This is a genomic window from Candidatus Saccharibacteria bacterium (assembly GCA_016789455.1).
Classification (GTDB): Bacteria; Patescibacteriota; Saccharimonadia; order Saccharimonadales; family Saccharimonadaceae; genus CAIJKY01.
The window spans coordinates 477792-502545 of sequence record JAEUQU010000002.1; the positions used below are offsets into that span (position 1 = coordinate 477792).

At 57.8% G+C, this 24754-nt stretch carries 28 protein-coding genes; 14 read left to right on the forward strand and 14 right to left on the reverse strand.

Annotated elements, in window-relative coordinates; all coding sequences use genetic code 11:
* Positions 1–205: 205 nt before the first annotated feature.
* Positions 206–1438: an FAD-dependent oxidoreductase gene (locus JNJ66_03600; GenBank protein ID MBL8159515.1), complete on the reverse strand. Its 1233-nt coding sequence runs from the start codon at positions 1436–1438 to the stop codon at positions 206–208.
* A gap of 119 nt (positions 1439–1557) precedes the next feature.
* Between JNJ66_03600 and cyoA the strand changes: the two genes are divergently transcribed.
* The 6 genes from cyoA to JNJ66_03630 all read left to right on the forward strand — a co-directional run bounded on the left by cyoA (position 1558) and on the right by JNJ66_03630 (position 7003).
* The gene (cyoA, locus tag JNJ66_03605) at positions 1558–2550 is read left to right on the forward strand and encodes a ubiquinol oxidase subunit II (GenBank protein MBL8159516.1); all 993 of its coding nucleotides are present in this window, start codon (positions 1558–1560) and stop codon (positions 2548–2550) included.
* Positions 2550–4511, forward strand: a complete 1962-nt coding sequence (cyoB, locus tag JNJ66_03610) for a cytochrome o ubiquinol oxidase subunit I (GenBank protein MBL8159517.1) — start codon at positions 2550–2552, stop codon at positions 4509–4511. The genes cyoA and cyoB overlap by 1 nt, the downstream gene beginning before the upstream one ends.
* A complete protein-coding gene (gene cyoC, locus JNJ66_03615; protein MBL8159518.1) occupies positions 4508–5128 on the forward strand; it encodes a cytochrome o ubiquinol oxidase subunit III in 621 nt (206 codons plus the stop codon). Before cyoB ends, cyoC begins: the two co-directional genes overlap by 4 nt.
* A gap of 1 nt (position 5129) precedes the next feature.
* Positions 5130–5528 carry a cytochrome o ubiquinol oxidase subunit IV gene (gene cyoD, locus JNJ66_03620; GenBank protein ID MBL8159519.1) on the forward strand — a complete coding sequence of 133 codons (399 nt, stop codon included), beginning with the start codon at positions 5130–5132 and terminating at the stop codon, positions 5526–5528.
* Positions 5529–5560: 32 nt separating this feature from the next.
* Positions 5561–6427: a protoheme IX farnesyltransferase gene (gene cyoE, locus JNJ66_03625; protein ID MBL8159520.1), complete on the forward strand. Its 867-nt coding sequence runs from the start codon at positions 5561–5563 to the stop codon at positions 6425–6427.
* 120 nt (positions 6428–6547) lie between these two features.
* Positions 6548–7003: a hypothetical protein gene (locus JNJ66_03630; GenBank protein ID MBL8159521.1), complete on the forward strand. Its 456-nt coding sequence runs from the start codon at positions 6548–6550 to the stop codon at positions 7001–7003.
* A 170-nt stretch (positions 7004–7173) separates the two neighbouring features.
* On the opposite strand, the gene JNJ66_03635 is transcribed toward JNJ66_03630, so the two are convergent.
* Positions 7174–8508, reverse strand: coding sequence for a hypothetical protein (locus tag JNJ66_03635; GenBank protein ID MBL8159522.1), 1335 nt, complete (start codon positions 8506–8508; stop codon positions 7174–7176).
* Complete coding sequence (locus JNJ66_03640) at positions 8495–8761, reverse strand: hypothetical protein (GenBank protein ID MBL8159523.1); 267 nt, start codon at positions 8759–8761, stop codon at positions 8495–8497. Before JNJ66_03640 ends, JNJ66_03635 begins: the two co-directional genes overlap by 14 nt.
* Before the next feature lie 284 nt (positions 8762–9045).
* On the opposite strand from JNJ66_03640, the gene JNJ66_03645 reads away from it, so the two are divergent.
* The 4 genes from JNJ66_03645 to JNJ66_03660 all read left to right on the forward strand — a co-directional run bounded on the left by JNJ66_03645 (position 9046) and on the right by JNJ66_03660 (position 12334).
* On the forward strand, positions 9046–10011 hold the full coding sequence (locus JNJ66_03645; GenBank protein ID MBL8159524.1) for a mechanosensitive ion channel family protein: 966 nt from the start codon (positions 9046–9048) through the stop codon (positions 10009–10011).
* Between the two features lie 104 nt (positions 10012–10115).
* Entirely contained in the window at positions 10116–10901 is a 786-nt protein-coding gene (locus JNJ66_03650; protein ID MBL8159525.1) for a hypothetical protein, read from the forward strand.
* The gene (locus JNJ66_03655) at positions 10901–11191 is read left to right on the forward strand and encodes a prepilin-type N-terminal cleavage/methylation domain-containing protein (protein ID MBL8159526.1); all 291 of its coding nucleotides are present in this window, start codon (positions 10901–10903) and stop codon (positions 11189–11191) included. The genes JNJ66_03650 and JNJ66_03655 overlap by 1 nt, the downstream gene beginning before the upstream one ends.
* Before the next feature lie 108 nt (positions 11192–11299).
* On the forward strand, positions 11300–12334 hold the full coding sequence (locus JNJ66_03660; protein MBL8159527.1) for a metallophosphoesterase: 1035 nt from the start codon (positions 11300–11302) through the stop codon (positions 12332–12334).
* 194 nt (positions 12335–12528) lie between these two features.
* On the opposite strand, the gene JNJ66_03665 is transcribed toward JNJ66_03660, so the two are convergent.
* Genes JNJ66_03665 through JNJ66_03680 form a run of 4 tightly spaced genes read right to left on the reverse strand, consistent with a single transcriptional unit; the run spans position 12529 to position 17149 of the window.
* Positions 12529–14100 carry a PKD domain-containing protein gene (locus tag JNJ66_03665; GenBank protein ID MBL8159528.1) on the reverse strand — a complete coding sequence of 524 codons (1572 nt, stop codon included), beginning with the start codon at positions 14098–14100 and terminating at the stop codon, positions 12529–12531.
* A complete protein-coding gene (locus tag JNJ66_03670; protein MBL8159529.1) occupies positions 14100–14537 on the reverse strand; it encodes a hypothetical protein in 438 nt (145 codons plus the stop codon). Before JNJ66_03670 ends, JNJ66_03665 begins: the two co-directional genes overlap by 1 nt.
* Before the next feature lie 53 nt (positions 14538–14590).
* A complete protein-coding gene (locus JNJ66_03675) occupies positions 14591–15841 on the reverse strand; it encodes an MFS transporter (protein MBL8159530.1) in 1251 nt (416 codons plus the stop codon).
* A 9-nt stretch (positions 15842–15850) separates the two neighbouring features.
* On the reverse strand, positions 15851–17149 hold the full coding sequence (locus JNJ66_03680) for a hypothetical protein (GenBank protein ID MBL8159531.1): 1299 nt from the start codon (positions 17147–17149) through the stop codon (positions 15851–15853).
* Between the two features lie 112 nt (positions 17150–17261).
* Between JNJ66_03680 and JNJ66_03685 the strand changes: the two genes are divergently transcribed.
* Complete coding sequence (locus tag JNJ66_03685) at positions 17262–18005, forward strand: hypothetical protein (GenBank protein ID MBL8159532.1); 744 nt, start codon at positions 17262–17264, stop codon at positions 18003–18005.
* Positions 18006–18063: 58 nt separating this feature from the next.
* Here the strand turns inward: JNJ66_03685 and JNJ66_03690 are convergent, their stop codons facing one another.
* The 3 genes from JNJ66_03690 to JNJ66_03700 all read right to left on the reverse strand — a co-directional run bounded on the left by JNJ66_03690 (position 18064) and on the right by JNJ66_03700 (position 20369).
* A complete protein-coding gene (locus JNJ66_03690) occupies positions 18064–18942 on the reverse strand; it encodes a M23 family metallopeptidase (GenBank protein ID MBL8159533.1) in 879 nt (292 codons plus the stop codon).
* A gap of 121 nt (positions 18943–19063) precedes the next feature.
* Complete coding sequence (locus tag JNJ66_03695) at positions 19064–19789, reverse strand: aquaporin (protein ID MBL8159534.1); 726 nt, start codon at positions 19787–19789, stop codon at positions 19064–19066.
* A gap of 82 nt (positions 19790–19871) precedes the next feature.
* Entirely contained in the window at positions 19872–20369 is a 498-nt protein-coding gene (locus JNJ66_03700) for a hypothetical protein (protein ID MBL8159535.1), read from the reverse strand.
* Positions 20370–20427: 58 nt separating this feature from the next.
* Between JNJ66_03700 and JNJ66_03705 the strand changes: the two genes are divergently transcribed.
* Positions 20428–20835, forward strand: a complete 408-nt coding sequence (locus JNJ66_03705) for a hypothetical protein (GenBank protein MBL8159536.1) — start codon at positions 20428–20430, stop codon at positions 20833–20835.
* 22 nt (positions 20836–20857) lie between these two features.
* Here the strand turns inward: JNJ66_03705 and JNJ66_03710 are convergent, their stop codons facing one another.
* Entirely contained in the window at positions 20858–21145 is a 288-nt protein-coding gene (locus JNJ66_03710; GenBank protein ID MBL8159537.1) for a YggT family protein, read from the reverse strand.
* Between the two features lie 60 nt (positions 21146–21205).
* Entirely contained in the window at positions 21206–21568 is a 363-nt protein-coding gene (locus JNJ66_03715; protein ID MBL8159538.1) for a hypothetical protein, read from the reverse strand.
* A 246-nt stretch (positions 21569–21814) separates the two neighbouring features.
* Here JNJ66_03715 and JNJ66_03720 point away from each other — a divergent pair, with 246 nt between their 5' ends.
* Together JNJ66_03720 and JNJ66_03725 are read left to right on the forward strand one after the other, a co-directional pair.
* The gene (locus JNJ66_03720) at positions 21815–22219 is read left to right on the forward strand and encodes a hypothetical protein (GenBank protein ID MBL8159539.1); all 405 of its coding nucleotides are present in this window, start codon (positions 21815–21817) and stop codon (positions 22217–22219) included.
* A gap of 25 nt (positions 22220–22244) precedes the next feature.
* The gene (locus tag JNJ66_03725) at positions 22245–22613 is read left to right on the forward strand and encodes a hypothetical protein (GenBank protein MBL8159540.1); all 369 of its coding nucleotides are present in this window, start codon (positions 22245–22247) and stop codon (positions 22611–22613) included.
* A 15-nt stretch (positions 22614–22628) separates the two neighbouring features.
* Here the strand turns inward: JNJ66_03725 and JNJ66_03730 are convergent, their stop codons facing one another.
* Both JNJ66_03730 and JNJ66_03735 read right to left on the reverse strand, forming a co-directional pair.
* On the reverse strand, positions 22629–23276 hold the full coding sequence (locus tag JNJ66_03730) for a Crp/Fnr family transcriptional regulator (protein MBL8159541.1): 648 nt from the start codon (positions 23274–23276) through the stop codon (positions 22629–22631).
* 49 nt (positions 23277–23325) lie between these two features.
* The gene (locus tag JNJ66_03735) at positions 23326–24678 is read right to left on the reverse strand and encodes a hypothetical protein (protein ID MBL8159542.1); all 1353 of its coding nucleotides are present in this window, start codon (positions 24676–24678) and stop codon (positions 23326–23328) included.
* Between the last annotated feature and the right edge of the window lie 76 nt (positions 24679–24754).

Consider the following 24754-nt stretch of genomic DNA (forward strand, 5'->3'; position numbering starts at 1 on the left):
ACGGCACACGACGCCTTCGCCCTTGCACTTGTCGCACTCCCTGCTGTCGGAGCTGTTGGGGTCGCTGATGACCATGTCATCGTTCGGCACCCAGCCGCGTCCATCGCACTTGTCGCAGACGTCCATGCATTCCACCTCCCTTCAAAGGTAGACAACGGGAAAATATTATATCACACATTTTAATTAAGTAAACTTAGTTGCTTATTTACAGAGCACTTTTCAGTCGCCGGGCATACTTTTGATGAAGTGGGGCGCGGCAGACATCGCAGTTCTCCTCGATACTGGACGAGGCGCTCCATAGCCGCCAGGCCTTGGAGAACGGCAGGATGTCGGTGTAGCCGATAAGATCGGCGGCGCGGCGCAGCACGGAGCCGGGAGTACCGCCAAAGACCAGCGGGCCGTACTCAAAGATTGACCAGTTATCGCCGACCGGAATGACCACCGGCGGCTTACGCGCTTTGTATGCCTTGGGTGGTATTTGTTTCAGCTGGCGCTTAAGGTTACGGGCGACGAAATCACCGTCGTAGAGCGCGGTCTGGGCCAAGCCGGAGTACGGCGTGGCAGCATTGTCACCGATGACATAGACGGAGGCCGCCGCCTGCATGAAGGCATCCACCTGGACCTTGCCGTTGGGCGCAAGCGTGAACTCATTGATATTCTCTTTGAAGAAGGGGTTGTTAGTGACACCGGAGGTCCAGATGACGGAATCGCTCTTGACCTTCTCGCCGCTGATGGTGACGGTCTGGGCGGTCTCTGCCTCCACCTTGGCACCGGTCATGACTTTTACGCCAAGTGATTTCAGGCGGTCCTCTACCAGCTGCGAGGCTTTCTCGCTCATGCGCGGTACCAGCCGGGGCGCCGCCTCTACCAGCATGACCTTCGGCTTCTTGTGCTTCAGGCCATGGCACTGGGCGATATGCTTGACGTATATGCCCAGCGACGCGCTCAGCTCGACGCCGGTCGGGCCGCCGCCGATGACGACGTAGGTTTCATCAAGCTGTTTTTGGTTGACGATCTGGTGGTGGATATGTTCTTTCAGGTCGGCGACTTCAGATTCCCCCTTGATACCGTACGAATACTTATCAAGCCCTTTGATGCCAAAATAATTGGTAACGACGCCAAGCGCCAGCACCAGGTAGTCATACGCGTACGAGGCGCCGGATTCCGCTTTCAGCCGCTTTTTGGCAACATTGACTGACTTGAGTTTGTCGTAGACGACGGTGATGGAAGGGTACTCGGCAAAAATCTCATCAAGCGGAATAATCGACTCATTGTAAGAATGGCCGGTTGCCGTGGCATACAGGGCCGGGTAATAGCGGAAGGTCGGCCGGTCGGCGATGACGGTAATTTTGTAGGGCGTGGAGCGGGCCAGCTGCATAGCGGTACGGATGCCGCCAAAGCCTGCACCGGCGATGATGATGTGTTGATTTGAGTGCATATTAACCCTTAATATAACTGACTTGGCCGCCCAGCAAAAGCCCGTGACGTTACAAGCATATGCGTGGTATGATGAGCATAATCGGCATATCTTAAGAGCATAAGAGATAAAGGTGACAGATGTATAAAATCGCAAAAATCATTCCCTGGGTGGTCATCCCCCTCATATTCGTCGTGATCGGGGTGCTGATGCAAGGGAAGTCAATCGCAGTGCTGCAACCGGCGGGTCAGATAGCAGCCCAGCAGCGCGACCTGCTGCTGTACGCCACATTGCTGATTCTCATCGTCGTCATCCCGGTGTTCGTCCTGGCCTTTACCATTGCCTGGCGCTACCGCGAAACCAACCCAAAGTCGGCCGAGCGCTACCATCCGGAGCTGGACGGCGACAAGCGCATGGAGGCCGTCTGGTGGGGCATCCCACTGGTCATCATCGGCGTGCTGTCAGTCATGATCTGGACCAGCAGCCACAATCTCGACCCCTACAAACCGTTGGCCAGCAACAAGGAAGCCTTCAGGGTGCAGGTGGTCGCTATGAAGTACAAGTGGCTCTTTATCTACCCCGAACAGGACATCGCGTCGGTCAACCATCTTAAGATTCCTGTCGGCCGCCCCGTCGAGTTTGACGTGACTTCCGACGCACCCATGAACTCTTTCTGGATTCCCCGGCTCGGCGGCCAGGTCTATGCCATGGCCGGCATGAACACGAAGCTGCACCTGATTGCCGACCAGAAGGGGACGTTCCGCGGTTCCTCTGCCAATATCAGCGGCGAAGGCTTTGCCGACATGCATTTTTCGGTTGAAGCGATCAGTCCCTCCGAGCTGAACGCCTGGGCACGTGGCGTCCGCCAGAATAATGAACGCCTCAGTGTCCGCAGCTACAGCACGCTGGCCAGACCAGGCACAGTGGAGTCGCCACGCTACTATTCACTTGGCACCGACAACCTTTACGACACCATCCTGGCCAAGTATATGCATCCAGGCGGGCATGAGGTGACGGCACCCGCCAAGCACAGCCACAAGCAATCCGGCGGCCGCCAGCACGATCACGGCAGCCAGTCAGCCGACGAATACCACAGCCACACAAAAGTAACCCCGGAAAAGGAACACCACTGATGCTAGGACGACTCTCCCTCGACGCGCTACCCCATGACATGATTGTGCTTGGCGGTGCCGTCACCATGGCCGGTGGCGGGCTGCTGGCAGTCGCCGCCCTGTTTTATTTCAAGCGCTGGACCTGGCTCTGGAAAGAGTGGCTGACATCGCTCGATCCTAAACGCATCGGCCTGATGTACGGCGTCATCGGCGTGCTGATGCTGCTGCGCGGCATCATGGACACCGTCCTGTTGCGCACCCAACAGGCTGTGGCAGCCGGTGGCGGCGGTCCTTTGACGGCCGATCACTTCCAGCAGATTGCCACGGCACACGGCACCATCATGATCTTCTTCGTGGCCATGGGCATCATGTTCGCCCTCATCAACCTGATACTGCCATTACAGCTAGGCGCGCGTGATGTCGCCTTTCCATTCCTGAATTCCATCAGCTTCTGGCTGTTTGCCGCCGGCTTCGTACTGATGAATATCTCGCTGATCATCGGCGAATTCGCTGCCACCGGCTGGCTGGCCTATCCGCCGCTCTCGGGCATTGCAGACAGCCCGGGAGTCGGGGTGGATTATTGGATATGGAGCCTGCAGATCGCCGGCGTCGGCAGCCTGCTCTCCGGCATTAACTTCCTGGTGACCATCCTCAAGATGCGCGCACCGGGCATGACGCTGCGCAAGATGCCCATCTTTGCCTGGAGCGTACTGGGCAGCATGCTGCTGGTACTGTTCGCATTCCCGATTCTGACCGCAACCCTCGCCATGCTGTCGCTTGACCGGCTGATTGGCACGCACTTCTTCACTTCCGACTTCGGCGGCAATCCGATGATGTACATCAACCTTATCTGGGCCTGGGGCCATCCGGAAGTGTATATCCTGATTCTGCCAGCCTTTGGTATCTTTTCAGAGATCGTGGCAACGTTCTCACGCAAACGGCTCTTCGGCTACATGTCGATGGTCTGGGCCATCGGTGCCATCACCTTCCTGTCATTCATCGTCTGGCTGCACCACTTCTTCACGATGGGCGGCGGCGCCAGTGTCAACACCTTCTTTGGCATCATGACGGCGGTCATTGCCGTGCCGACCGGCGTGAAGGTCTTTAACTGGCTGTTCACCATGTACCGCGGGCGCATCCGCTTTACAACGCCGATGCTGTGGTTCATGGGCTTTGTCACTACCTTCACCATCGGTGGGGCGACCGGTGTGCTGATGTCCGTGCCAGCCATCGATTTCCAGGTCCACAACAGCCTGTTTCTGGTGGCGCATTTCCACAACATGATCATCGGCGGCGTGCTGTTCGGCTACTTCGCCGGCATTACCTATTGGTTCCCTAAGGTCTTTGGCTTTTCGCTCAACGAGAAAATCGGCAAGGCAGCCTTTTGGAGCTGGTTGATTGGCTTTTTGTTGGCCTTCATGCCAATCTACGCGCTCGGTCTGATGGGCGCCACCCGTCGCCTCGACCACTACGACGCCTCGTTAGGCTGGCAAGGCCTGTTTATCGTCGCTGCCTGCGGCGTGGCGGTCATCCTGCTGGGCGTCGGCCTGCAGGTACTCCAGGTCGCCTACAGCGTCTGGAAGCGCAAGCAGCAATTGGATACCACTGGCGACCCGTGGGACGGCCGCACGCTCGAGTGGGCCACCAGCTCTCCGGCTCCAAGCTATAACTTTGCCGTCATCCCGGCCGTCACTGACCGCGACGCCTTCTGGGCAATGAAGGAGGCCGGCAAAAAACCGCCGACGCACTACGAGGACATCGAGCTGCCCCGCAATTCCGGCTTCGGACCGATGATCGGCGGCGCTGCCTTCGTCTTCGGCTTTGCCATCATCTGGCACATCTGGTGGCTGGCTATCATCGCGTTTGCGGCCCTCGTCTGCCTGATCATCATCCGCAGCTTCGACACGGAGACCGAATACACTATCACCGCCGCCGAAGTCACCACTATCGAAAAAGCCCGCCGGGCAGGAGGGAAGTCATGAGCCGCGCCGCCACACTCGCCGGCCCACAGCACGTCGGCAACCATCAGCACGGACACGGGCAGGATGCCGCCAAGGTCTCCCTGGGTTTCTGGATATACCTGATGACTGACTGCGTGCTGTTCGCCACCTTGTTTGCCACCTACGCCGTACTGCAAGGCAACACCTTTGGCGGTCCCGGCGCGAAAGAGCTGTTCAGTCTGCCGTTCGTGCTTGTTGAGACACTTATCCTGCTGACCAGCAGCTTTACCAGCGGCTTGATCCTGGTGGCGTTGCAGGCCCGCAAGCGCCAGCTGGTACTGCTATGGCTGGGTGTCACCATGGCGCTTGGCGCCGCATTCCTGAGTATGGAGCTCTACGAATTCAATGAGCTGATACATGAGGGCAACAGCTGGCAGCGCAGCGGCTTCCTCTCCGCCTTCTTCACGTTGGTGGGGACGCACGGACTGCATATTGCCACCGGCCTGCTGTGGGCCGCCGTACTGGGCTTTATGATCATCCGGCGCGGCCTGACACCCATGGCGGGCAAGCGGCTGATACTGTTCGGCCTGTTCTGGCATTTTTTGGATATCGTCTGGATCTTCATCTTCACCTTCGTCTACCTAATGGGAGCCTTATAGCATGAGCAAGACACTGCAGAGCCCACCGGCAATCGAGGACGAGACTAAAGTCTCGGCCGGCAAGTACGTCGTCGGTTTCATTATGTCGTTGGCCCTGACCCTGGCCGCATATTTTTTGGTAACCGGCCAAGCCGATGGCGGACGATCACTTTCATACTGGGGCCTGGTCTTCATCCTGTCCGGATTGGCGGTCTGCCAACTGCTGGTGCAGCTTGTCTACTTTTTGCACCTGGGGCGGGAGGCGCGGCCACGCTGGAACCTTATGGCTTTCTTCTTTGCGGTCGTGGTGGTGGTTATCGTGGTCATCGGCTCGATCTGGATCATGGGGCACCTCAATTACAACATGATGCCGCATGAGATGGATGATTACATGCGCAAACAGAACGACAGGGGCTTTTAGCCGTCTTGACAGATAATGCTAAAGGTTTTCATGTGAAAAATTATTATCTGCTGACCAAGCCGGGCATCGTGTACGGCAATGCGCTGTCGGCGGTGGGCGGCTTCTTCCTGGGCGCGGCCGGCGTGGTTGATTTCGGTGTCTTCGCAGCTATGTTGTTCGGCATCTCGCTGGTCATCGCTTCGGCCTGCGTCTTCAATAATTATCTTGACCAGGGCATTGACGCCAAGATGCTGCGCACCAAAGGGCGGGCGCTGGTCAGCGGGGAGGTCAGCGGGACGGCGGCGTTGGTGTTCGGGACCATCCTGGGCGTCATCGGCTTCAGTCTGCTGTATAAGTACACGACGTATTGGGCCTTGTACCTGGCGGCCATCGGCTGGTTTGTCTACGTGGTGCTGTATGGCGTTTCCAAGCGGCGGAGCGTACACGGTACGTTGGTGGGCAGCATTTCCGGCTCGATGCCGATCGTGGTGGGGTATACCGCCGCCACTAACCAGTTCGACCTGACCGCCTGGCTGCTCTTTGCCATCATGACGGCCTGGCAGATGCCACATTTCTATGCCATTTCCTTGTTCCGGCGCAACGATTACGCCCAGGCTGAGCTGCCGGTACTGGCGGTGGTGAAAAGCCGGCTGGTAGTAAAACAGTATATCGCGGTCTATATCATATTGTTCTGGCTGGCCTGTGTGGGGCTGTGGGCTGTTGGCGGGGCAGGCTTCGTGTTCATAGGAGCGATGTCGGTCATCAGTCTGCTGTGGGCGCGGCTGGCGCTGCAGGGATTACGCAGCCGCACTGCCAGTGCCCAGGCAGACGAGACATGGGCGCGGAAGGTGTTTGGGCAGTCTTTACGGGCGCTTTTGGTGCTGTGTGTGGTGATTTCGGTTGAGTTCGTTTTGCCATAACCAGTGAAGTCCTTATTGTTGTTGTATATTGACTTATTTAGTTTTTTGTGATATAATGTATAGGTTGTCGAACTCTGTTTCCGCACTTTCGCTGACACCCGACCCCAAGGAGTGGTTCTTTTGACCGCCAACCCCGACGCCATCGTCGCCCTGGACCCCGCGCCCGAGGCGTGCCTGACGCCCCAGGTCGTGAACCTCGAGTTCCACGGCAGCACCATCACCGTCACGCTGCTGCTCAACGACCTGTACTACACGCTCGAGCGGGTCCGCCCGGACTTCCCGGCGTTGGCCGGGCAGCGGCTGGAGATGCCCGGGCAGAACGTCGACGAGGTCTGCAGCCGGCTGCGCAATCGCTACCACGACGTGAGCAAGGCCAGCCTCGACGGGCGCAGTGAACGGCACATCATCGGCGAGCTGCTGGCGGAGGACATCGCGTTCTTCGACAAGGTCCTCGCGGCCTTCCTGGACAGCAACTGCATGACGGACCTGAAGCCCTCCGACAGGAGGTACTACGACCTCGTCAAGTCCTACGCAGCCGCCTGGCAGCGCGTCGCGCAGCTCATCGCCGGAGAGTAATCCGGTACCACCCCGCACAGCGCGGAGTCCACGCACCAAGTGGGCCCCGCTGCTGGCGGGGTTTCACTTTTATTTCATCTCCTTACCGTATGGTGTGAAGGTGCCGCAGTGAGCGGCGCCACTCAATGGCGTCATAATGGCGCTCCAAGATAGTACTGATCCGTTCGGGCTTATTCATAAATGACCTCCTGTGGTTCAATGAATGCTGTCGGTTCCATATCCTCCAGATTGCCAAAGGCGATGGCGTCACGGGCGCTGCCCTCGGCACCCATCATGGCGGCCGTGCGGACGATGAACTCGCCGTAACGGTCATTGATGGCGTCCATGGCTTCGGCGATGTCGCGTCCGCGGCTTATGTGGCGCTCACCATCAAAGAAGGAGAGCTGCTCGGGGTTGGACGGGGCGAAATCATGGACGCCGATGGCGATGAGGGTATACTCGCAGTCCGGCGCCATGCTCAGCAGCCGCCGGGCGTACTTGAAGATATCGGCAGTGGAGTAGAGCTGGATGTCGAGGCTCATGCTCTGACCCCAGTATTCATACTCGATGGTACGGACGCTCAGATGGATGCCGCGGGCCACCAGCCCCTTATTGCGCAGACGCCGGCCGGCCTTTTCGCAGAGCTTGGCCAGGACCGCCTGGATGCTGAGCGGGTCACGTTCCTGACGGGGCAGGGCATACTGGTGGCCGATGGTGCTGCGCTTGGTCGGTTCGTCGTCGATTTCCCAGCCGCGCAGCCGCAGCCACCAGTAGTGGCCGACGATGCCGTGGAAGACCTGGCCGCGCAACAGTGAGCGCGGTGCATGCAGGAAGTCGACCGGGTTGCCAATGCCCGCCACCCGCAGCCGGGCTGAGAAGCGGCGGTTGATGCCGGGCAGATCCATGAGACTGACGGTGCCCAGGGTCTGCTCCAGGTTGCCCGCATCGATGCGGTCCAGGCCGTCCGGCTTATGCAGCCCGGCCGCCAGCTTGGCCAGGAAGCGGTTGGGGCCGATGCCGACATTGCAGCGGACGGCCTCACCGACATGGGCGTAGATGTCCTGTTTGATGGCGTAGCCGATCTCCTCCATGGTGCTGCCGCGCTGGATGGCAGGTGAGCCTTCGAAGTTGACGACGAACTCGTCGATGGACTTGGGGGTGACATCGCTGGTATACGTCTCCAACACCTCGCGGAAGCGGCGGTGGGCTTCGCGGTATTTGGGCGGGTCGGGCTCGACGATGTAAATGCCGGGGCAGAGCTTCAGCGCCTCACTGACCCGCGTACCCAGCACGATACCGCAGGCCTTGGCCTCGTAGCTGGCGGCCAGGATCATACCATTACGGTTCATGTACGCCGCCACCGCCACCGGCCGGCCACGGGTGCGGCGGTTAGCCTGCTGCTCGATGGTGGCAAAGCAGGAGTTAAGGTCGATGTGCATGGTGAGGGGCGCGGCGGTATTGTACCCCGGGTCGAGCACGGTCGTCCGGCGGGCAGCGGGCGGCGGGGTGGTACTAGCGGCCGCCATCTTCTTCAATCTCCTCAAGGATCCAGACCATGCTGTGGGAGTGGAAGGCCAGCTTCATGTACATGCTGCCGGCAGCCTCGCTGAGAGAGAAATGATAGATGCGCTCCACGCCTTTTTGAGTGGCGTGCAGAAAGTCGACCGGACCAAGGCGGTAGGCCCGCTCATTCCAGACCATCTGGATGGGCCGGGCGGCCAGACGCCGGTCGTCGAAGGCGGTTAAGACTTTTACGCTTTCCTGTACTTTTGTAACCATAAGAGACTCCTAGAAGATATAAGGGTAATAAATAGGTAGTGTCTTGCCAAAGAGGCGAGTAGGCGACGGGCGGAAGGACCGGCCGTTGCCAGATGGTTGTACAGTTTGTAAAAGCCTACCGGTGGAAAGGCGGGGCCAGTACCGGTATTGCTGGGCTTATTATACTATGACTCGCGCTATATTTTAAAGCGATTTAATGAAACCGGCCGCAACTGGCGCATGACAGGCCACGGACGATGTACTAGAATGGAAGCAAGAAGTACGTAATACAAAAAAGGCAATCAGTGTTCAGCATATTTGATATACCAGAAAACGTAACGGGCACTCGCGAGAAGATCAACCACCTGATCGGCCAGACATGGCTGGGCGACAATGAGATCATAAAGGTCATCGTCGTCTTCCTGGTGGCCGGCCTGACGGCCTACCTTGTCAGCAAGGTGCTCGCAAAGATCGTCGTCTGGATCGCCCGGCAAGTGGCGGTCGAAGCGGACAACGCCAGCTCCGAAGAACGTTTCGTGCAGCTGCGGCGGGTAGAGACATACCTGAGCGTCTTTATCGCATTGATGCGTTTTGTCATCGTAGTGACAGCGGTACTGGGCGCCTGGTACATCGTCGCACCAAAGACCAGTGACGGGACGAACACGGCCACAGCCATCGGTGCAGGTACCATCTTCGCCGTAACCGCCGGTGCGTCATTGGGTATCCTGCTGCGTGACATCACGGCCGGCATCACCATGATCATCGAGCAGTGGTTCAATGTTGGCGACCACATCCGGGTGATTCCTTTTGCCGAGATACAGGGCGTCGTCGAGCGTATGACGCTACGATCGACCAAGGTACGGCTGATCTCAGGCGAGGTGACCCATATCCACAACCAGCATATCCTGGGCGTCATCGTCACGCCACGCGGCGTCCGCACCGAGATGATCGATGTCTTCGTCGACAAACTCGACCCGGCCCGCAAGGCCATCGAGGAGCTGATGAAGACACTTGACCGCGGACCGACCATGCTGGCGACGCCGATGCGCATCCAGGAAGTCGAGGAAGTGGCCAAAAACCTGTGGCGCATCTCCATCGTCGGGCAGACGATTCCGGGACGGGAGTGGGTGATAGAGAACTTTTTCGTCGATACGCTCAAGAGCATTGATGAAGAGAACAAGAGCTTCAAGATCGTCTACGGGCCGATAGTGCGCTTCGTCGACGAGACGGCAGAGAAACGCTTTAAGCGGGCGATGCGCGTCAAGCGCTAGCGCGCGTAACAGGGAACAGCCCGTTGTAATTTTTCAGTTTACAACCGCGGCCATATGCCGTACTATAAAGATAGTATCCTAAAAAAACAAAAAGGGTTATAACAATGAACAAAATGGTACGCACCTTTGTGGTCGGCGGCATCCTGATGCTAACCGGCTTCATATTACTATTGGGAACCAGCGCCGCGCGCGCCGAAGAAGGCAGCGGCAGCAACGGCTCCGGCAACACCACGCGCATGCACCACGAAGAAGGTCAGGAGCACGAAGATGAACTGCGTCACCAGGAAGACGACGACCGGGATGACGGCGGCAATAGCGGCTCCAACCGGCCGAACGGCGGCAACTCAGGCCCGGGCAGTGTGAATTCGGGCAGCGGCAACAGCACCAAGCCTCGTCCGGGCGACGGCGAGACCACCCGCGCCACCGGCGTCAAGAGCGGCCCGCTCGACAAAGACCGTCAGCAGGTGTGCGAGCAGCGCAAGACTGCCATCCGCAAGCACGCAGCCGAAATCAGCGGCAAGCTTACCAAGCACTATGAGCGCTTCACCGAGATATACCTCCGCGTCAAAGAATTCGTCAGCACCGAAGGCCTGACGATCGCCGACTACGAGACACTGACCAAGGCCGTCGACGAAGCGGAGGCTGCCACCCAGGTCGCCATCAGCAATGCCCAGACCACGCCCGAAGTCGACTGCGCCGGCGAACGGCCACGGGAACAAGCGCAGGCTATCCGCGAAAAGTATAAGGCCGCCAAAGAATCACTGAAGCAATACCGCACCACCATCAAAGCGTTGGTAAAAGCCGTAAAAAGCTCATTGCCAAGCGACGATGCTACTGAATCGAAACCAGAACAAGAGACTGAAACATCCCAGGAAGGAGCCCAGCAGTAATGAGCGCCCGCACCTCCATCAAACCGACGCACCGCAGCCAAGGCTTCGCCCTGATTGAACTGATCATCGTCGTAGTCATCGTCGGCGTCATCGGCTTCGCCGTATGGCGCGTGACCCAGGCGCAGCAGACCGCCAGCACTGAAAATACTACGCAGTCCCAGCAAGCGAATACCATGACCGAGCCCAAGATCGAGAACGCCAAAGGCCTGACAGCCGTCGAGACCAAGCTTGAAGCAGCGGAGCTTGACGACAAGGCCCTGGACGAGCTGGACACCGCCTTAGACTTCTAGCTTCATCTGCAAGATAAGCGCTGCTTTTTGCCGGCAAGTGTGGTATCTTAAGAACTAACAACGAGTGGATATTCAGTAACAGGCAACACGAAAAAAGGCTTACTATACATGGCTACCGCAGCATCAGTTTCCAGCGCTTCCGGACGTAATGTCATCGTCAGCGTCGCACTGGGATGCGCGGTAGCCATTATTGGTTACGCAGTCATCGTCAGTCTGGCAGCCGGACCGGTTGCCTCGCTGGAAAGCGAAGAGGCCGTGCTGAGCGACAGCTCGATGGCATACGAAGACCCGACCGCTTCGGAGAGCCAGGCGATCATGTTCAAGGTCGGCGACAGCACTGACCCGGGCGGTGGTCCTGATCCTGGCGACCAGGCGACCATCCGTATCGCTGCCGCCGGTGACATCGCCGACAATAATGGCGAGCAGGCCACGAGCGATATCATCATGGGCGACAGCTCCATCAATACAGTGCTTGCGCTTGGTGACCTGGCCTACGAAAGCGGCACCTCCGCTGAGTTCGCTGAAAAATATGACCCTACTTGGGGCCGCTTCAAAAACAAGACCAAACCCACGCCGGGCAACCATGAATATTACACCGACGGAGCATCAGGTTACTACCAGTACTGGAACAACATCGAGGAATACTACTCATTCGACATAGGCAACTGGCATCTTATTTCGCTTAATTCAGAAATTAACCACAGCAGCGACAGTGAACAGATGGCCTGGCTGAAGAGCGACCTGGCGGCAAATGCCTCCAAACAATGTACACTGGCCTTCTGGCATACACCGCGCTTCTCGGCTGGCACGCATTCCGACGACGACTCGGTGACGCCGTTCTTTGATGAGCTTTACACCGCTGGTGCCGATCTTGTCCTGACGGGCCATAGCCATATTTACGAACGCTTTGCCAAATCTAAGAGTAACGGCGAAGTCGACGAAGTGCGAGGCATCCGCAACTTCGTCATCGGTACCGGCGGCACTAGCCTTGGTAGTGGTGGCGACACTGCAGCCACTCGTGAGTTTAATGATTCGAGCGCCCACGGCGTCCTGATGCTCGACCTCAAGGCTAACAGCTACGATTACAAATTCGTCACCGTTGATGGTCAGACGCTGGATTCCGGCAGTGATACCTGTCATTAGTCGGTGGTTTTTGCCATCCAAAGCACCTATGACGGGGGCACTTTTTTAAGAGACTTCCACTGGAAGTCTCTTAAAGCGTTAGGCTGAAATCGGTATAGACCGATTTCACATACCCCGACATAGGCACTTTGGATGGCGCGACGCCCGGTGGCCGACCGCAGCCGGCATCATAATGGCTGCGGTCGGCCACCGGGCTAGCGCAGCGTCAAGAGTGCCAGGATCAAAATGAGGATGCCGGAGACGAGCGGGGCATAGATGGCGATTGCCTGGGCGCGCTTTTCGTTCGCAAGCAGGCGCTTTTTGCCAGCGATGAGGAACAGGCCCAGAATGGCGATGGTACCAGCCAGGCCGAGGCTGAAAAAGAGCACCAACACCAGCCCGAAGCCGACGTGGCCGACACTGATGGCAAGCAACATCAGCGACAGAGCGTCGATGCAGGGGACAATACCGCCACCGGTGCCGGCCAGGATCAGGCTCCAGGTGTCGCGCTTGCTGTTGGCCGGTAGCTCATGGGTATGCTGTCCAGGGCCATGACCGTGATCATGGCCATGCTTATGGGCCTGGCGGTGCCGGTACGCAGCATGCAAGCGCCGGAGACCGCTAAAAATCAGGTAGAGCGCCAGGATCAACACCAGAACGAAACTGGCAGCCTCAAAATAGGGAATCAGGCTGTTGGCCGATTGCTGCGAACTGAGCACTAAAAAACTAAAGCCAATAACATAGATGACCAGGGTGTGCGCGATTGTGATAGAGGCAGTCAGAATTAACAAGTCGCGATACTTCTTGCCATCACGGCCCACCAACAGCGCCGCCAGTATCGCCTTGCCATGCCCGGGCGTCAGAGAGTGCAGGGAACCGGCAATGACTGCAAACAACAGCACCAGCACCACCAGGGGCAGATTGACCCGTCCCTCGTCGTAGATGGCACTGATGCCGCGCTCCAGCTGGCGCTTGAACTGCTCGTAGGTGCCGGATGATTCTTCGGCACTGGAGGGCGGCGGCACACCATCGGGGTTTTTCAGCCACACCGCATTATCAACAAAAAAATTACCGCCGCCTTGCGAGAAATAAGCACGGACAACCGGGAACACTTCATATACGCTTGGCGGGAAGCTGCGTTCGATTGATTGGCCTTGTTGCAGCCGCTTATCACCAAAGTCCCATTCAAACCGCTGGGGTACGACACCGTCAGTATTCAACGCCGCTTCAAAACGGTAGTCTTGGCCGGGAAGCATAGTGATTTCACCGGTATCGTTAAAGTGCTTCTCGCCGTTAACGCTGATGTTGACGCGGGGTAGCGCAAACGCATCATCCGGGAATATCTGCATCGATGTCGATTCTATGAGCTGCCGCGGTTTGCCGGGAAAATCGGCATGGATGGAAAGGATATAACTGCCCGGATTCTGATACACATGACCAACTTCCACTCCCGTGGCCGTGCCGCCATCACCGAAATCCCAGCTGAAGCTGGAGTCATCGACATCGGCATACGCGACCTTCAGCAGGCTGGTATCTATGGTAAAGCTGACGGGCTGGCCTGGCAGGTGATGGTCGACGTCCATAGATTGCGGCAGGGCCAGGCGCTGCGGCTTGGCTTTGACGACCGGGTAATAATCGACAAACTTACCGTTGATCTTTAAAAATGATGGCTGTCCGGGCTTGTGGGCGGACGCAGGGAGTGGCAGGGCAGCAACACTCAGGGCGGCCGCTATCAGCAGCAAGCCCCGCCCTATGGATGCACGCCAGCGCCCCGACAGCCGCCGCATTACTCTTCGACTACCAGCTGTCCGACGACACGCGGAGTAGTATCCTGCCCGCGGACGATATCACGGAGAGTGATTGTGAAGCTGCCGGCGGTATGGGCATCGAATTCCAGGCTTTTATAGCCGCCTCGTTCAATACTGGTGTGTAAGTCATAGCCATCAATGTGTAGTTCGGCCTGGCGCTGCTGCCCGGCGCCTGTGACGTTGAGCTGCACCTGGTCGCCCAGGCTGGCGGTAACGGTGTCGGTGCCGTCATCGGACTTCAGCTTATTATCGGCGACGGTCACATCAATCCGTCGGATGCCCTGGTTCGTGGTGCCGGCGGGTTGCTGGAACTGCCGCACCTGTTGTTCTTTCAAATATTGGAAGCCCAGGTAGCAGGCTCCGATGATAAGTGCCAGCATGATGATGACGAAGATTGCCAATGGTCCCTTTTTCACTGTCGTTCCACCCTATATATTGGTTATATGCTTTGATCGCAGCGCCGGCAGGATCAGGTCGCCTGGCCTGCATCCGGCTCGCGCCGCGGTATCACCATCAGTATATAGGCAATCGGCACAATCATGCCAATCGCCATGACCGAAAGGGCGGCACTCGAGCTGAATACCTCCCAAATGATACCGGTGACGACCGAGGACACCAGAAAACTGAGCGAGATGACCGTGTTGGCGACGCCCAGGCCGGTTCCCAGCCGCTCTTTGGGTAATTGACGGCTCAGCCAGGCTTTGACCAGGCCGTCATTGACGGCAGCGAACAAAGCATAGATGACAAAGGCCAGCAGCAGACCACCGATGGAAAGTTCACGGCTCAACAGACTGTAGGCAATGGCAAAGGCGACCAGCCCGGCAATGAACGTGTTGCGATAGCCGCGTGCATCTGCCAGCGACCCTACCACCAGACTCAGCAGCGCGTAGGCGATGTTAAAGATGATGTACAGGCCGATGACAATGATGGCATTCTCAATCGGAAAGCCGAAGATTTCCTGACGGCTACCGACCAACTCGCTGGCACGGAGCAGCAGGAAAGCATCCGAGCTATTAAAAATGCCTACCAGCACCAAACCGACGAGCAATTTGCGATAGGTCGGCGTATAAAGCGCCGGCTTAAAGATGCCAAGATATGACCGCATCGCCTCATGCAGCACTGCCCGCGACACGACCGGTTTTTTGACATGGGAACGCACCATGAACGTCAGCGCGACCGCTGCCAGCCCAGGCACCAGGGCAAAGATGAAGATTGCGGAGAGCTGATCGTACAAGCTGAAGACCGCGATGATGACCAAGGCCAGCAATGGACCGACTGCTGCGCCAAAGGTGTCCATGAACCGATGGAAACCGAAGACGCGGCCACGGACCTTCTGTTGTGATTCACCGGCCAAAATGGCATCGCGCGGGGCAGTCCGGATGCCCTTGCCAAAGCGGTCGGCGCTGCGGATGGCGATAAAGGCCGCCGGGCTGGTAACGAACCCCAGCAGCGGCTTACTGACGGCCGACAGGCCATAGCCGATGCGCACGAACCACTCGGGCCGGCCCAGGCGATCGCCCAGATGTCCGAAAAAGCTTTTGCTGATACCGGCCACCGCCTCGGCCACGCCTTCGATCATGCCCATGGCAACCGCGCTCAGGCCGACGCTGGCAAAGAACAGCGGCATGACCGGGTACAGCATTTCGCTGGACATATCAGTAAAGAACGAGACCAATCCCAGCAGGAATATATTACGGGTGATAAATTTGCGTCTGAACATAGGTGATCCTTACCAGTATAGCTGCCTGAGATAGCCGATACTGAAACCGTTAACATTTGTTTGCTTGGACACTTTGGTGAACGAACTGATGGCTGCTTCGCCGCGTTTTGCCGCCTCCTGGGATATCTGGCCCTGATCGTTATCGCCCGCCAGATACAGGGATCCGCCCACCAGGATGCCGGTCTCGTCATGGCCGGCCTGCAGGCGAGTCACTGTGCCGGGGGCGGCCTGCTTTTCCGGTACATCATTTCGATTGGATTTGTAGCTGAGGGCGGCACCATGAAGGTCATGGCCCCAGGTCCAGACGGCACCCTCGGTATCGAGGGCGACGGTGTGGCGGAAACCGGCATCAATATCGGCCACCTTGACACCATCCGGAAAGGCAATCTTGGTGATGCGGCGCGTGCCGTCATCGTTGCGGTAATGCCCGCGGCCAAGCTGACCCCAGGCATTACAGCCCAGGCTCCAGGCCTGCTGCTTGTCATCAGTCATGACGATATGCCCGTAGCCTCCAGAGACGCTGGTGAAGCGCAAGTCAGTGGCTACCTGCTTGGGTATGAGCGAGGCCACCGGCAGATTACTTTCTTCGATGCAGTACATGGCCGGCCCCTGGCCTTTGCCGTTGAAATATGAGCCGCCAACGCTGATATCACGCGCGAACTGCTCGATGATAGTGTCGAGCCCGGGTGTCGCCGGGTCGCAGCTCATACCCCAGGCCCAGAGCGTACCGTCCGTGCGCACGGCGGCACTGAAGCGGTACCCGGCAGCCACATCCCGTACCTTGTCGAGCACTTTGACCGGCGTGGCGTTATCCTGACGGTCGCCCGTGCCAAGCTGGCCGGATATGTTCATGCCCCAGGTCCAGGCTTCACCCTTGTCGGTCAGGACAATGGCATGGTTGTGCTTGATATCGAGCTGCTTTACCTTGGTGCCCTGCGGAAGCCTGACCTGGTGCAGCTCATCCTTGGCGGCACCGATGGAGCCGAGCCCGAGCTGGCCATACCGGTTGCTGCCCTTGGCATACACCGCGCCGTCCTTCGTCAGCAGCATCACCACGTCTTCACCCTGGTACATGGCGGCGATATCGGCTGCCGCAAACGGCGTTTCGCCGCGGGCGACGCTTAGCTGGTGATGGTCGGTGGCCGTCACTTTCAGTAGACGGCTCGGTTTGCTGAACAATGCAGGGAAGTTGAATAAGACCAGGCCCACCAGCAGGACGGTTAGAAAAAATATGCCGGCCAGTTTCGGGAGGGATGCTGTAGCCTGGGGCTGTCCGCTTTTTGTCTGGCTATCTGTTTGGGTGTGCATACAGCCTGTATTATACGCCATCCGCAGTACTGCAACGTTTTATAAAAATTTTTACAGACACTTGTTCGGGCTGCTCCGCATAATACGGACACGAGTAAACAAAGGAGTATACATGGATACACTGACACGAGGGCTTAACCGCTTCTTCGAGACCATCATGGCATGGTTGCCGAACCTGGCGGGCGCACTGCTGGTACTGATACTGGGATCTATCATCGCGTCCGTCCTGGCATCGGCGGTGCGCAAACTGCTGACGCGGCTGGAACTCAGCGAGCGGCTGCACACCGGGCATGGAGGCAGCGTTTTGGAACGGGCTGTGCCTGAACCGGAGAAATTCCTATCGAAAATCTTGTACTGGGCCGTCATGCTGGGTGTCATCTCATTGGCAGTCTCGGTACTGGGTATTCCAGCGCTGACCAACTTCGTCGCCGCGATTTACGCCTACCTACCAAACGTCTTTGCCGCGCTGCTCATCTTTTTGGTGGCCGGTGCCGTTGCTGCTGCCGTCAGCACCATCGCTATGCGGGTACTGGGCGACACGCCGACCGGCAAGATTGTCGCTACCGCCGTGCCGTTCGTCGTCATGGGTATCGCCACCTTCATGATCCTGGACCAGCTCGGCATTGCTGAGACCATCGTTACCATCACCTATGCCGCCCTGATGGGTGCCGCCGCCCTTGGGCTGGCATTGGCCTTCGGTCTTGGTGGGCGTGATGTCGCCGCACAGTTGCTGGGAGACGCCTACCGCAAGGGCATGGAACAGCGCCAACAGGTCAAGCAGGATGTCGCGTTGGGCCGCGACCGCGCCCAGGCTGAAGTGAAAGATGTCATCGACAAACAGCGGCGACGCCGTTAACGTAGTTTTGTCACAAAAAAACGCAGCTCCAGGGCTGCGTTTTTACTTACCGGACGTTTTATGGATACCGCGGAAACTGCTTGTCATCCAGCAACCATAAAGTGGCAGCCAGCGGTGCCTGCGTATAGTCATTATGGTCAGGCTTGACCTGGCCATAGATACCGTACGGGTCAAAGCGCAGATCCTTGAACAGCCCGTTCGCCGAACGGGTGTACACCTCGAAATGCAGGTGTGTCTCGTCCCACGACGGCTCAAGCGTCGTATCGCGCTGATATAGATGTCCGCTCTGGGTATCAAAACGCTCGGTGTAACCCCAGGTGATACCGCTGTCGCCCACGGTACCAATGACCTGGCCGCGCTTCACCGGCGTGGCGATCCGCATGAACTCGTCGGTGTTCACATAGATGCCCGTCGGGTTCCAAGCCGTGTTGCTGACCGGCTCACTGACAGCGTAGGCCAAATCGTCCTCCGCTTCCTGTAGATGGGCGTACAACGTATAGACGCCGCTGTCCGGGTGCCATATCTGCACGAATTCGCCAAGCGCATACCCGACCGGCTTGCCCTCATAGGTACGGTCCAGCACTGATGCCTGGTAACTGCGGATGGCATAGCCGTCGGCAGCGGCCACCACCGGCGTGTGGCGGGCGGCATTGAAATCGATACCACGGTGCAGCGGCAGCCCATGGATAGATTGCTCCTGGTCGCTGTAGAACCAGCCTTCATTAATCTTTATCTGGTCTCGCGGCATGTCTTTCTCAGTGAAGGGCAGCGTCAAAAAGGGTTTGATGGTGCCGCCGTCATCATCCTCGGGTATAAGTTGCGTCGGCAGCATCTCGGCTTGTGACGGCGTCGAAACTGCCTGGCCAGCAATCTGTAGCGGCTGGAAAAAAAGGCCGTGGAGCATATTCAGCAGCAAAGAGACGACGACGTATTCCATGAAAGCTACGCAGTCACGCGCGTGATGTTTATTATCCGCTCACCCATTACGCCAATTGTAGCACATTGAAACGGCCGTGGCCGGAGCGGCACCTTGCCAGCTCCGACCACGGCCTCGTCCTTCACGACTTGCGTGCGACCTGCATGAAGATCACCACCCCCAGCAGTCCGCCGATGACCGGCCCCACCACGTACACCAGCAGTGCCGCATCAGGCGACGGCCATTGGCCGCCCGCCAGGAAGTGTGCCAGCGCGCGTGGCGGATTGATGCCGCCGCCGGTCCAGCGGGAGGCGACCCAGATACCGGCCATGACAGCCAGTCCGATGACCAGCGGCGCGATGGGCTCCAGCCTGGGCACGTACAGCGCCGCCAGGATGCCAAGCATCAGCACCATGCCGCCCAATCCCTCCCAGAACATGCCGGCGAGAAGACCGATACCGTCGGCCAACTGCGGCGCGCTGGCACCCAGCACCTCCTTGCCGGACGGTCCGTACGCCAGCTGCAGCGTGTAAACTGCCGTAGCGAACCCGACGCTTTGCGCCAGGATGTACACCGGCAGCTGGCGCAGGGAAACCTCTCCCAGATAGGTCATCGCCACTGAGACCATCCAGTTGAGGTGCGCCCCGCTGCCGCCCGCGAACAGGCAGACCATCAGCAGCAGCATGAAGCCGAAGGCCGACAGCACGGTCAGTGTGTCGGCGTTGCCCAGATACGCCTCGGTCGCCGCGTAGATGCCCGAGAGGCCGAACAGGAAGCTGCCCATCGCCTCACAGACAACGATGACGCCCAGAGGCTTTTCCTTGGGCGAGGCCATGCCGATACCCAACCGCTCATATATGGCGGTCATTGATCCTCCTAGGAAATTGACGTGCGGTCAATACTATACTATCACACAGAAAATAGCCCGCCGTGGCGCCAGATACAGATGCCTAACGGAGTTGATATACCTTCCGCACGATGTCGTCGCCCATTTCTGGCTGCTGCTGCAACAGCCAGATTGTAGCTACCACGTGGGTGGTATGAATGAACTTCTCCGGGTCTACCACCGGCTTGCCCTGCCAGCTGATAGTCATGTGCGGATAAAACGCCAGGCTTTCACGCTCCGGAAACTTATTGGTGATAGCGTCGCCCATAGCCGACATGAAGGAGAGGTGGAAGTGGCGCACCGCCTCGGCATCGCTCAGTTCGATTACCTCGACCGGCATAAAGCTGGGCTGGGCGCGATTACCGAACGTCAACGAGAAGGGATGGACGGCCTGCATGAAGCGGTCGATGGCCTGCAGGCCGGCCTGGTCATTGCCATCAGCAAACCAGAAGCGGCGCTTCAGAGCCACTTGGGGGCACCAGCCCTGCGCACCGTTGTAGACACGGTCGCCAGGCTGCGGCAGCATGTCGAAGCAGGCGACGAGTTGGTAGGGGTGTTCCATTGCTTTTATTATAGCAAAAACTTGCGCCTCACCATTCCAGTTGCTACGCTAAACAGTAATGCTTTTACGCCTGACCACCATAGACCGCCGCCTGTTCATCCGCAAACTGACCATCCTGTTCGTGGGGACAGTGCTGTTCATTCCACTGGTCTATTTTAAGTACCATGGCCTCGCCATGGTGTACATCGGCGCTTTACTGGCATTGCATTGTTTCATCTTTTACGTCTACTTCATGCGGACGCCATGGCGACGACTACTGGAAGATAAGGCAGGCTTCGCCATTCGGATCGTGGCTATTATCTTCTTCATCTACCTGCTGACGCTCATACGGTATGAAGGCAGCCTGGCGACCATCATTATCAATACCTCACTGGCACTTGTCATCCACGTCGGCATCCTGGCCGGGTTGATGGTTATCCGCGAGGCCCCGAAGGGTAGCCCGTCCTCACACGAAGAGAATAACTGAAATCATAGGGTCCGCCCATCATCTACACCCTCCTGCCAGCCAGGAAGCGGGCTACGACGCCAGCGATCAGACCATAGATAAGCAGAGCTACCAGTGCCGCCCAGTCGATGACACTTTGGACGACTGCACCGGTCGGTACGGTTGAAGCCGAGCCGAAGATGCCCGCGAACGGCGCCATCAACGGCGAACTCAGGCTGTAGATTAGATTGACGAAGGCGCTCTCCGGGTTAGCACCCAACAGCAGAAAAACGAAGCGCAAGGCCACGATGGCCTCGATGACACCAAAGATTGCATAGACGATTCCGCCCATATGTATACTCCTTGTCTAGTTGTAGCGGCTGCGCGGCCGGGCCCCGCAGTCATGGCAGTATTACAACATCCGGCGGGAAACGGCGCTGTAATTATTTTTACATCCGACGACGAACTGTCCAGGGTGCAAGGATACGCGCATGTCATGGGCCCGGATAAATGCACCGATATCCGCCAGCTCCCGAGCAAAGGCCGTTTGCCAATCGACATTCATGACCGGGTGCGAGGCAAACGGCACCAATCCGGAACTCAGCCGGAAAAACAAGAGTCCATGGGCGACATTCCATGCGAGCATGGCGCGCAGGCAAGCAAGATTCTGCTGGATAGTGGCGAGCAGTCGCTCTTCGTTAAAGGCTGCCAGCCGGAACGTATGCGAGCTGGTGCAGCCAAGCGCAAGGTTGATGGTAGGATAGCCGATCTTCATGCGGTCAGTATAGCCGTGGCTCAGACGTGGCGGTATGTAATTTCTTACTCAGACTTGTAGGCCGCATCAAAGTAAAGGGCCATCGGGTCTATGACCCCATTTCTTTATCATAGCAGACTATAAATCCAGTGGTTGTGATGCTTATCACTCGCCGTGGTTGACCATACACGACGCATTTACCCGCACCTGATGCTTTACTGGTACATAAGACAGACAGTCAACGCAAATTAACAATAAGGGGGATACATGGTCAGCATCGAACGGGTGGGGCATTATAAACTTATCGAAACAAAGCGGCATATCAAGATACTGTACTTGGATGACCAGGCGTACGCTTGGCTGGAGCTGGGCGACATCGGCGGCATCCTGGTAGCATCGGGTCGCAAACATCAACCGGCGTTCGTGCTGAGTGCCGGCGACTACCGGATATATAACATCAAGAACGTGGCGCAACTGGCCGATCTGCCGCACCTGGAACTTGAAGTGGATGACAACGAGTGGCAAAGTTACCTGCTGCCTTCCAAGTTGCCTGAACCTGGCAAGCGCCACTTGCGGGTCCGCATCATACCGACACGAGAGACGGTCACTGATATCATCCACCGCACACTGACGGCACCGGCCGCTCCGCGGTTACTGCTTGCCACGCAGTAGGGTGGAGTAGATGGGAGGGGTAAACATGATTATTACTAGCAGAGACAGCGTGACCGGCGTCTTGGCGCTCGGCGCGATTATTATCCTACAAGCCTACTTGCATGGGTGGTGGCCCCTTCTGTCTGATGTCCGTTGGACGCTACTGGCAGTTTTCAGCCTGAGCGTCCTCGCCGTCGCTACTGGCTACCTGTACGATGAGGAACCGAGCTTCCGCTGGTCGCTGGCTGCTGCCGCATACCTGGCGCTCTGCTCCATGTTGGCCATAGCCGGCCTGCTCTCACGGCAGCCATCGGTCGTCATGGGGATTGTTGCCGCGACGGTGGTATTCTGGCTTGCTTCGGTGGGGGTGCATCTGTTTGCCGCCCGGCAGTACCAGCGGCACGCCCCGCAGTAGGAGCGGACGGATAATTTATAAACTTTTGCCTAATTTTGCTTCCAGGGCGTCAGCATCAGGCACGATGATATGCGTGCCCATACGGATAAGCTTTTCGCGCTTGAGTTTTGATATTTCGCGGCTGACCGTTTCGCGGGAGAGACCGATGCGCGAGGCGATATCGCCTTCCGTCAAAGGCACCTCGTAGGAGCCGTCGGCGGCAGGGGTGCCAAAGCGACGGATTTCCAGCAGTATCTCATGCAGGATGCGTCCGCGAGTGCTGCCACCCATCATATGGACCATGCGGCGCAGGATGCCATCCATGCCGATGTACAGGCGCGTCAATAGCTCAAAAGCGACGTCAGAATCCTCGCGCAGCAGTGCGAGCACCTTTTCGACCGGTGCGTCAATGACCTCGATATCGGTATCAGCTTCATAACAATAGGTGTTATCAAAGCCCGTGATGGCATTCAGCATCGGGAAGAAGGTGTAGGGCCTGAAAGTATTGACGATAATTTCGTCGCCTCGATACGAAATATCGTATTGCTTGACACGGCCCTCGAGCAGGTAAAAGATACGGCTCGGGTTCTCGTTGTTAAGTAATAGAACCTGTCCCTTCTTGTACTTTTTCACGCTGTACTGGCGGAAAAACTTATCAACTGCGGCACGCGTCGTGGCGGACATAACTCTACTGTATACCAGCTATTGTCTGTTGACAAATCAATGATGCTTATCACAGCTGCGCGGTGATGAAGCGGATGCCCGCTTGGGTGCCCGTAGCGAACAGCACGCGGCCGCCGCCGACGAATATACCGTCCGTTCCCATGTAGTCCCAGTTCCAGTCAATCGGCACCTCTTTGCGCAGCGTAATGGCCGAGGACGTGAGGTCGAGGACGGCTACGCCGGTGCCGGGTACGGTATAGACCGCTGTCTTGCCGTCGTCGCTGACGACCGTCTGGCTTTCCCGGACAGTACTGGGCAGGCCGGTCTTGGAGGCGATGATAGTGCCACTCTTACTGACCAGCACGGCGACGCCTTCATTACTGCCGGTATTCTGTGACCCGACGACAAGATAGGCACCCAAAGAAGGCACGTATTGGACGTCGTAATAGTAGTACTTGTTGTTGTCGTAGATCGGCAGTTCTTTGACGATGGCTCCTGAGTGGTCGATCAGCGCGCCCATGACCGTACCACCGCCAGTTCCGGCGGTACCGTACCGCTGCCAGACCTGCAGCCAGCCCGTGTCAGAACCGGCCACGATCGGCCACCAATCACGATTATCGGTGCCGACGGCCGTATTGATTATCTGTCCAGCCGTGCCGTCGTCGTTGACGATCTTGCCGAAGATGTCATCGCCGGTTCCCAGGTTGTCGACGCCGCCGCCGTCCACCCAGCCATCACTGAAGCTGACCAAAAACTTATCTCCACTGGCTGCGGCATGTCCGGAATGGCCACCCTGTGGCGGCATCAGCTTGGCGCCGTAGGGTACCAGTGGGGCCAGGTTGCCATCCCAGATGCCGTAGGTCTGATCCAGATCGGGACTGAACTGTGCGTCTTCCGAAGTCACCAGCAGCTTGCCGTTGCTATTGACGGCGCCGCTGGCCGGTTCCTGGGCGGTTACCGCCGAAACGAGCGGCTTTGGGCTGAATGAACCGTTGGGGTCCGCAGGATTGATTTCGGAATAGAAAATGTCATGCTCCCACTCGCCAGCCGGGCTGACGGGCGGATACTGGTTGCTGGCGTACAGCAGCAGGTGCCGGCCGCCCGTCTTGACGAACTCAACGCCGTGCATGTACTCGCGGTGATCAACATCCGCCGGTGGCAACGGCTCGGCCGACGGATTCGTCACCGGTGCCGACACCCGGCCGAACAGTAGCGCGGAACTCTGCGAGGCACTCCCGTCCTGCATCTGATCGGCACCGGCACTAATGGTGCCGTTTTCGGCCTCAGCGCTGGCAACCGGACCGGCGGCAAATGTTGTAATTGCTACATACGCAGTCACCATGACAATCAGGCTGGCGGCAACCGCGACAAATAATCGGGCGACTCTGGCGTCGGCTCCAGTCTTGAATGTGGCTGGATTCATATTTTTTGTGCTTACTTTATAGTTCTTATGCTTACTCATATCTTGGAGCAAATAGGGAATAGTGTCAATCTTTCAG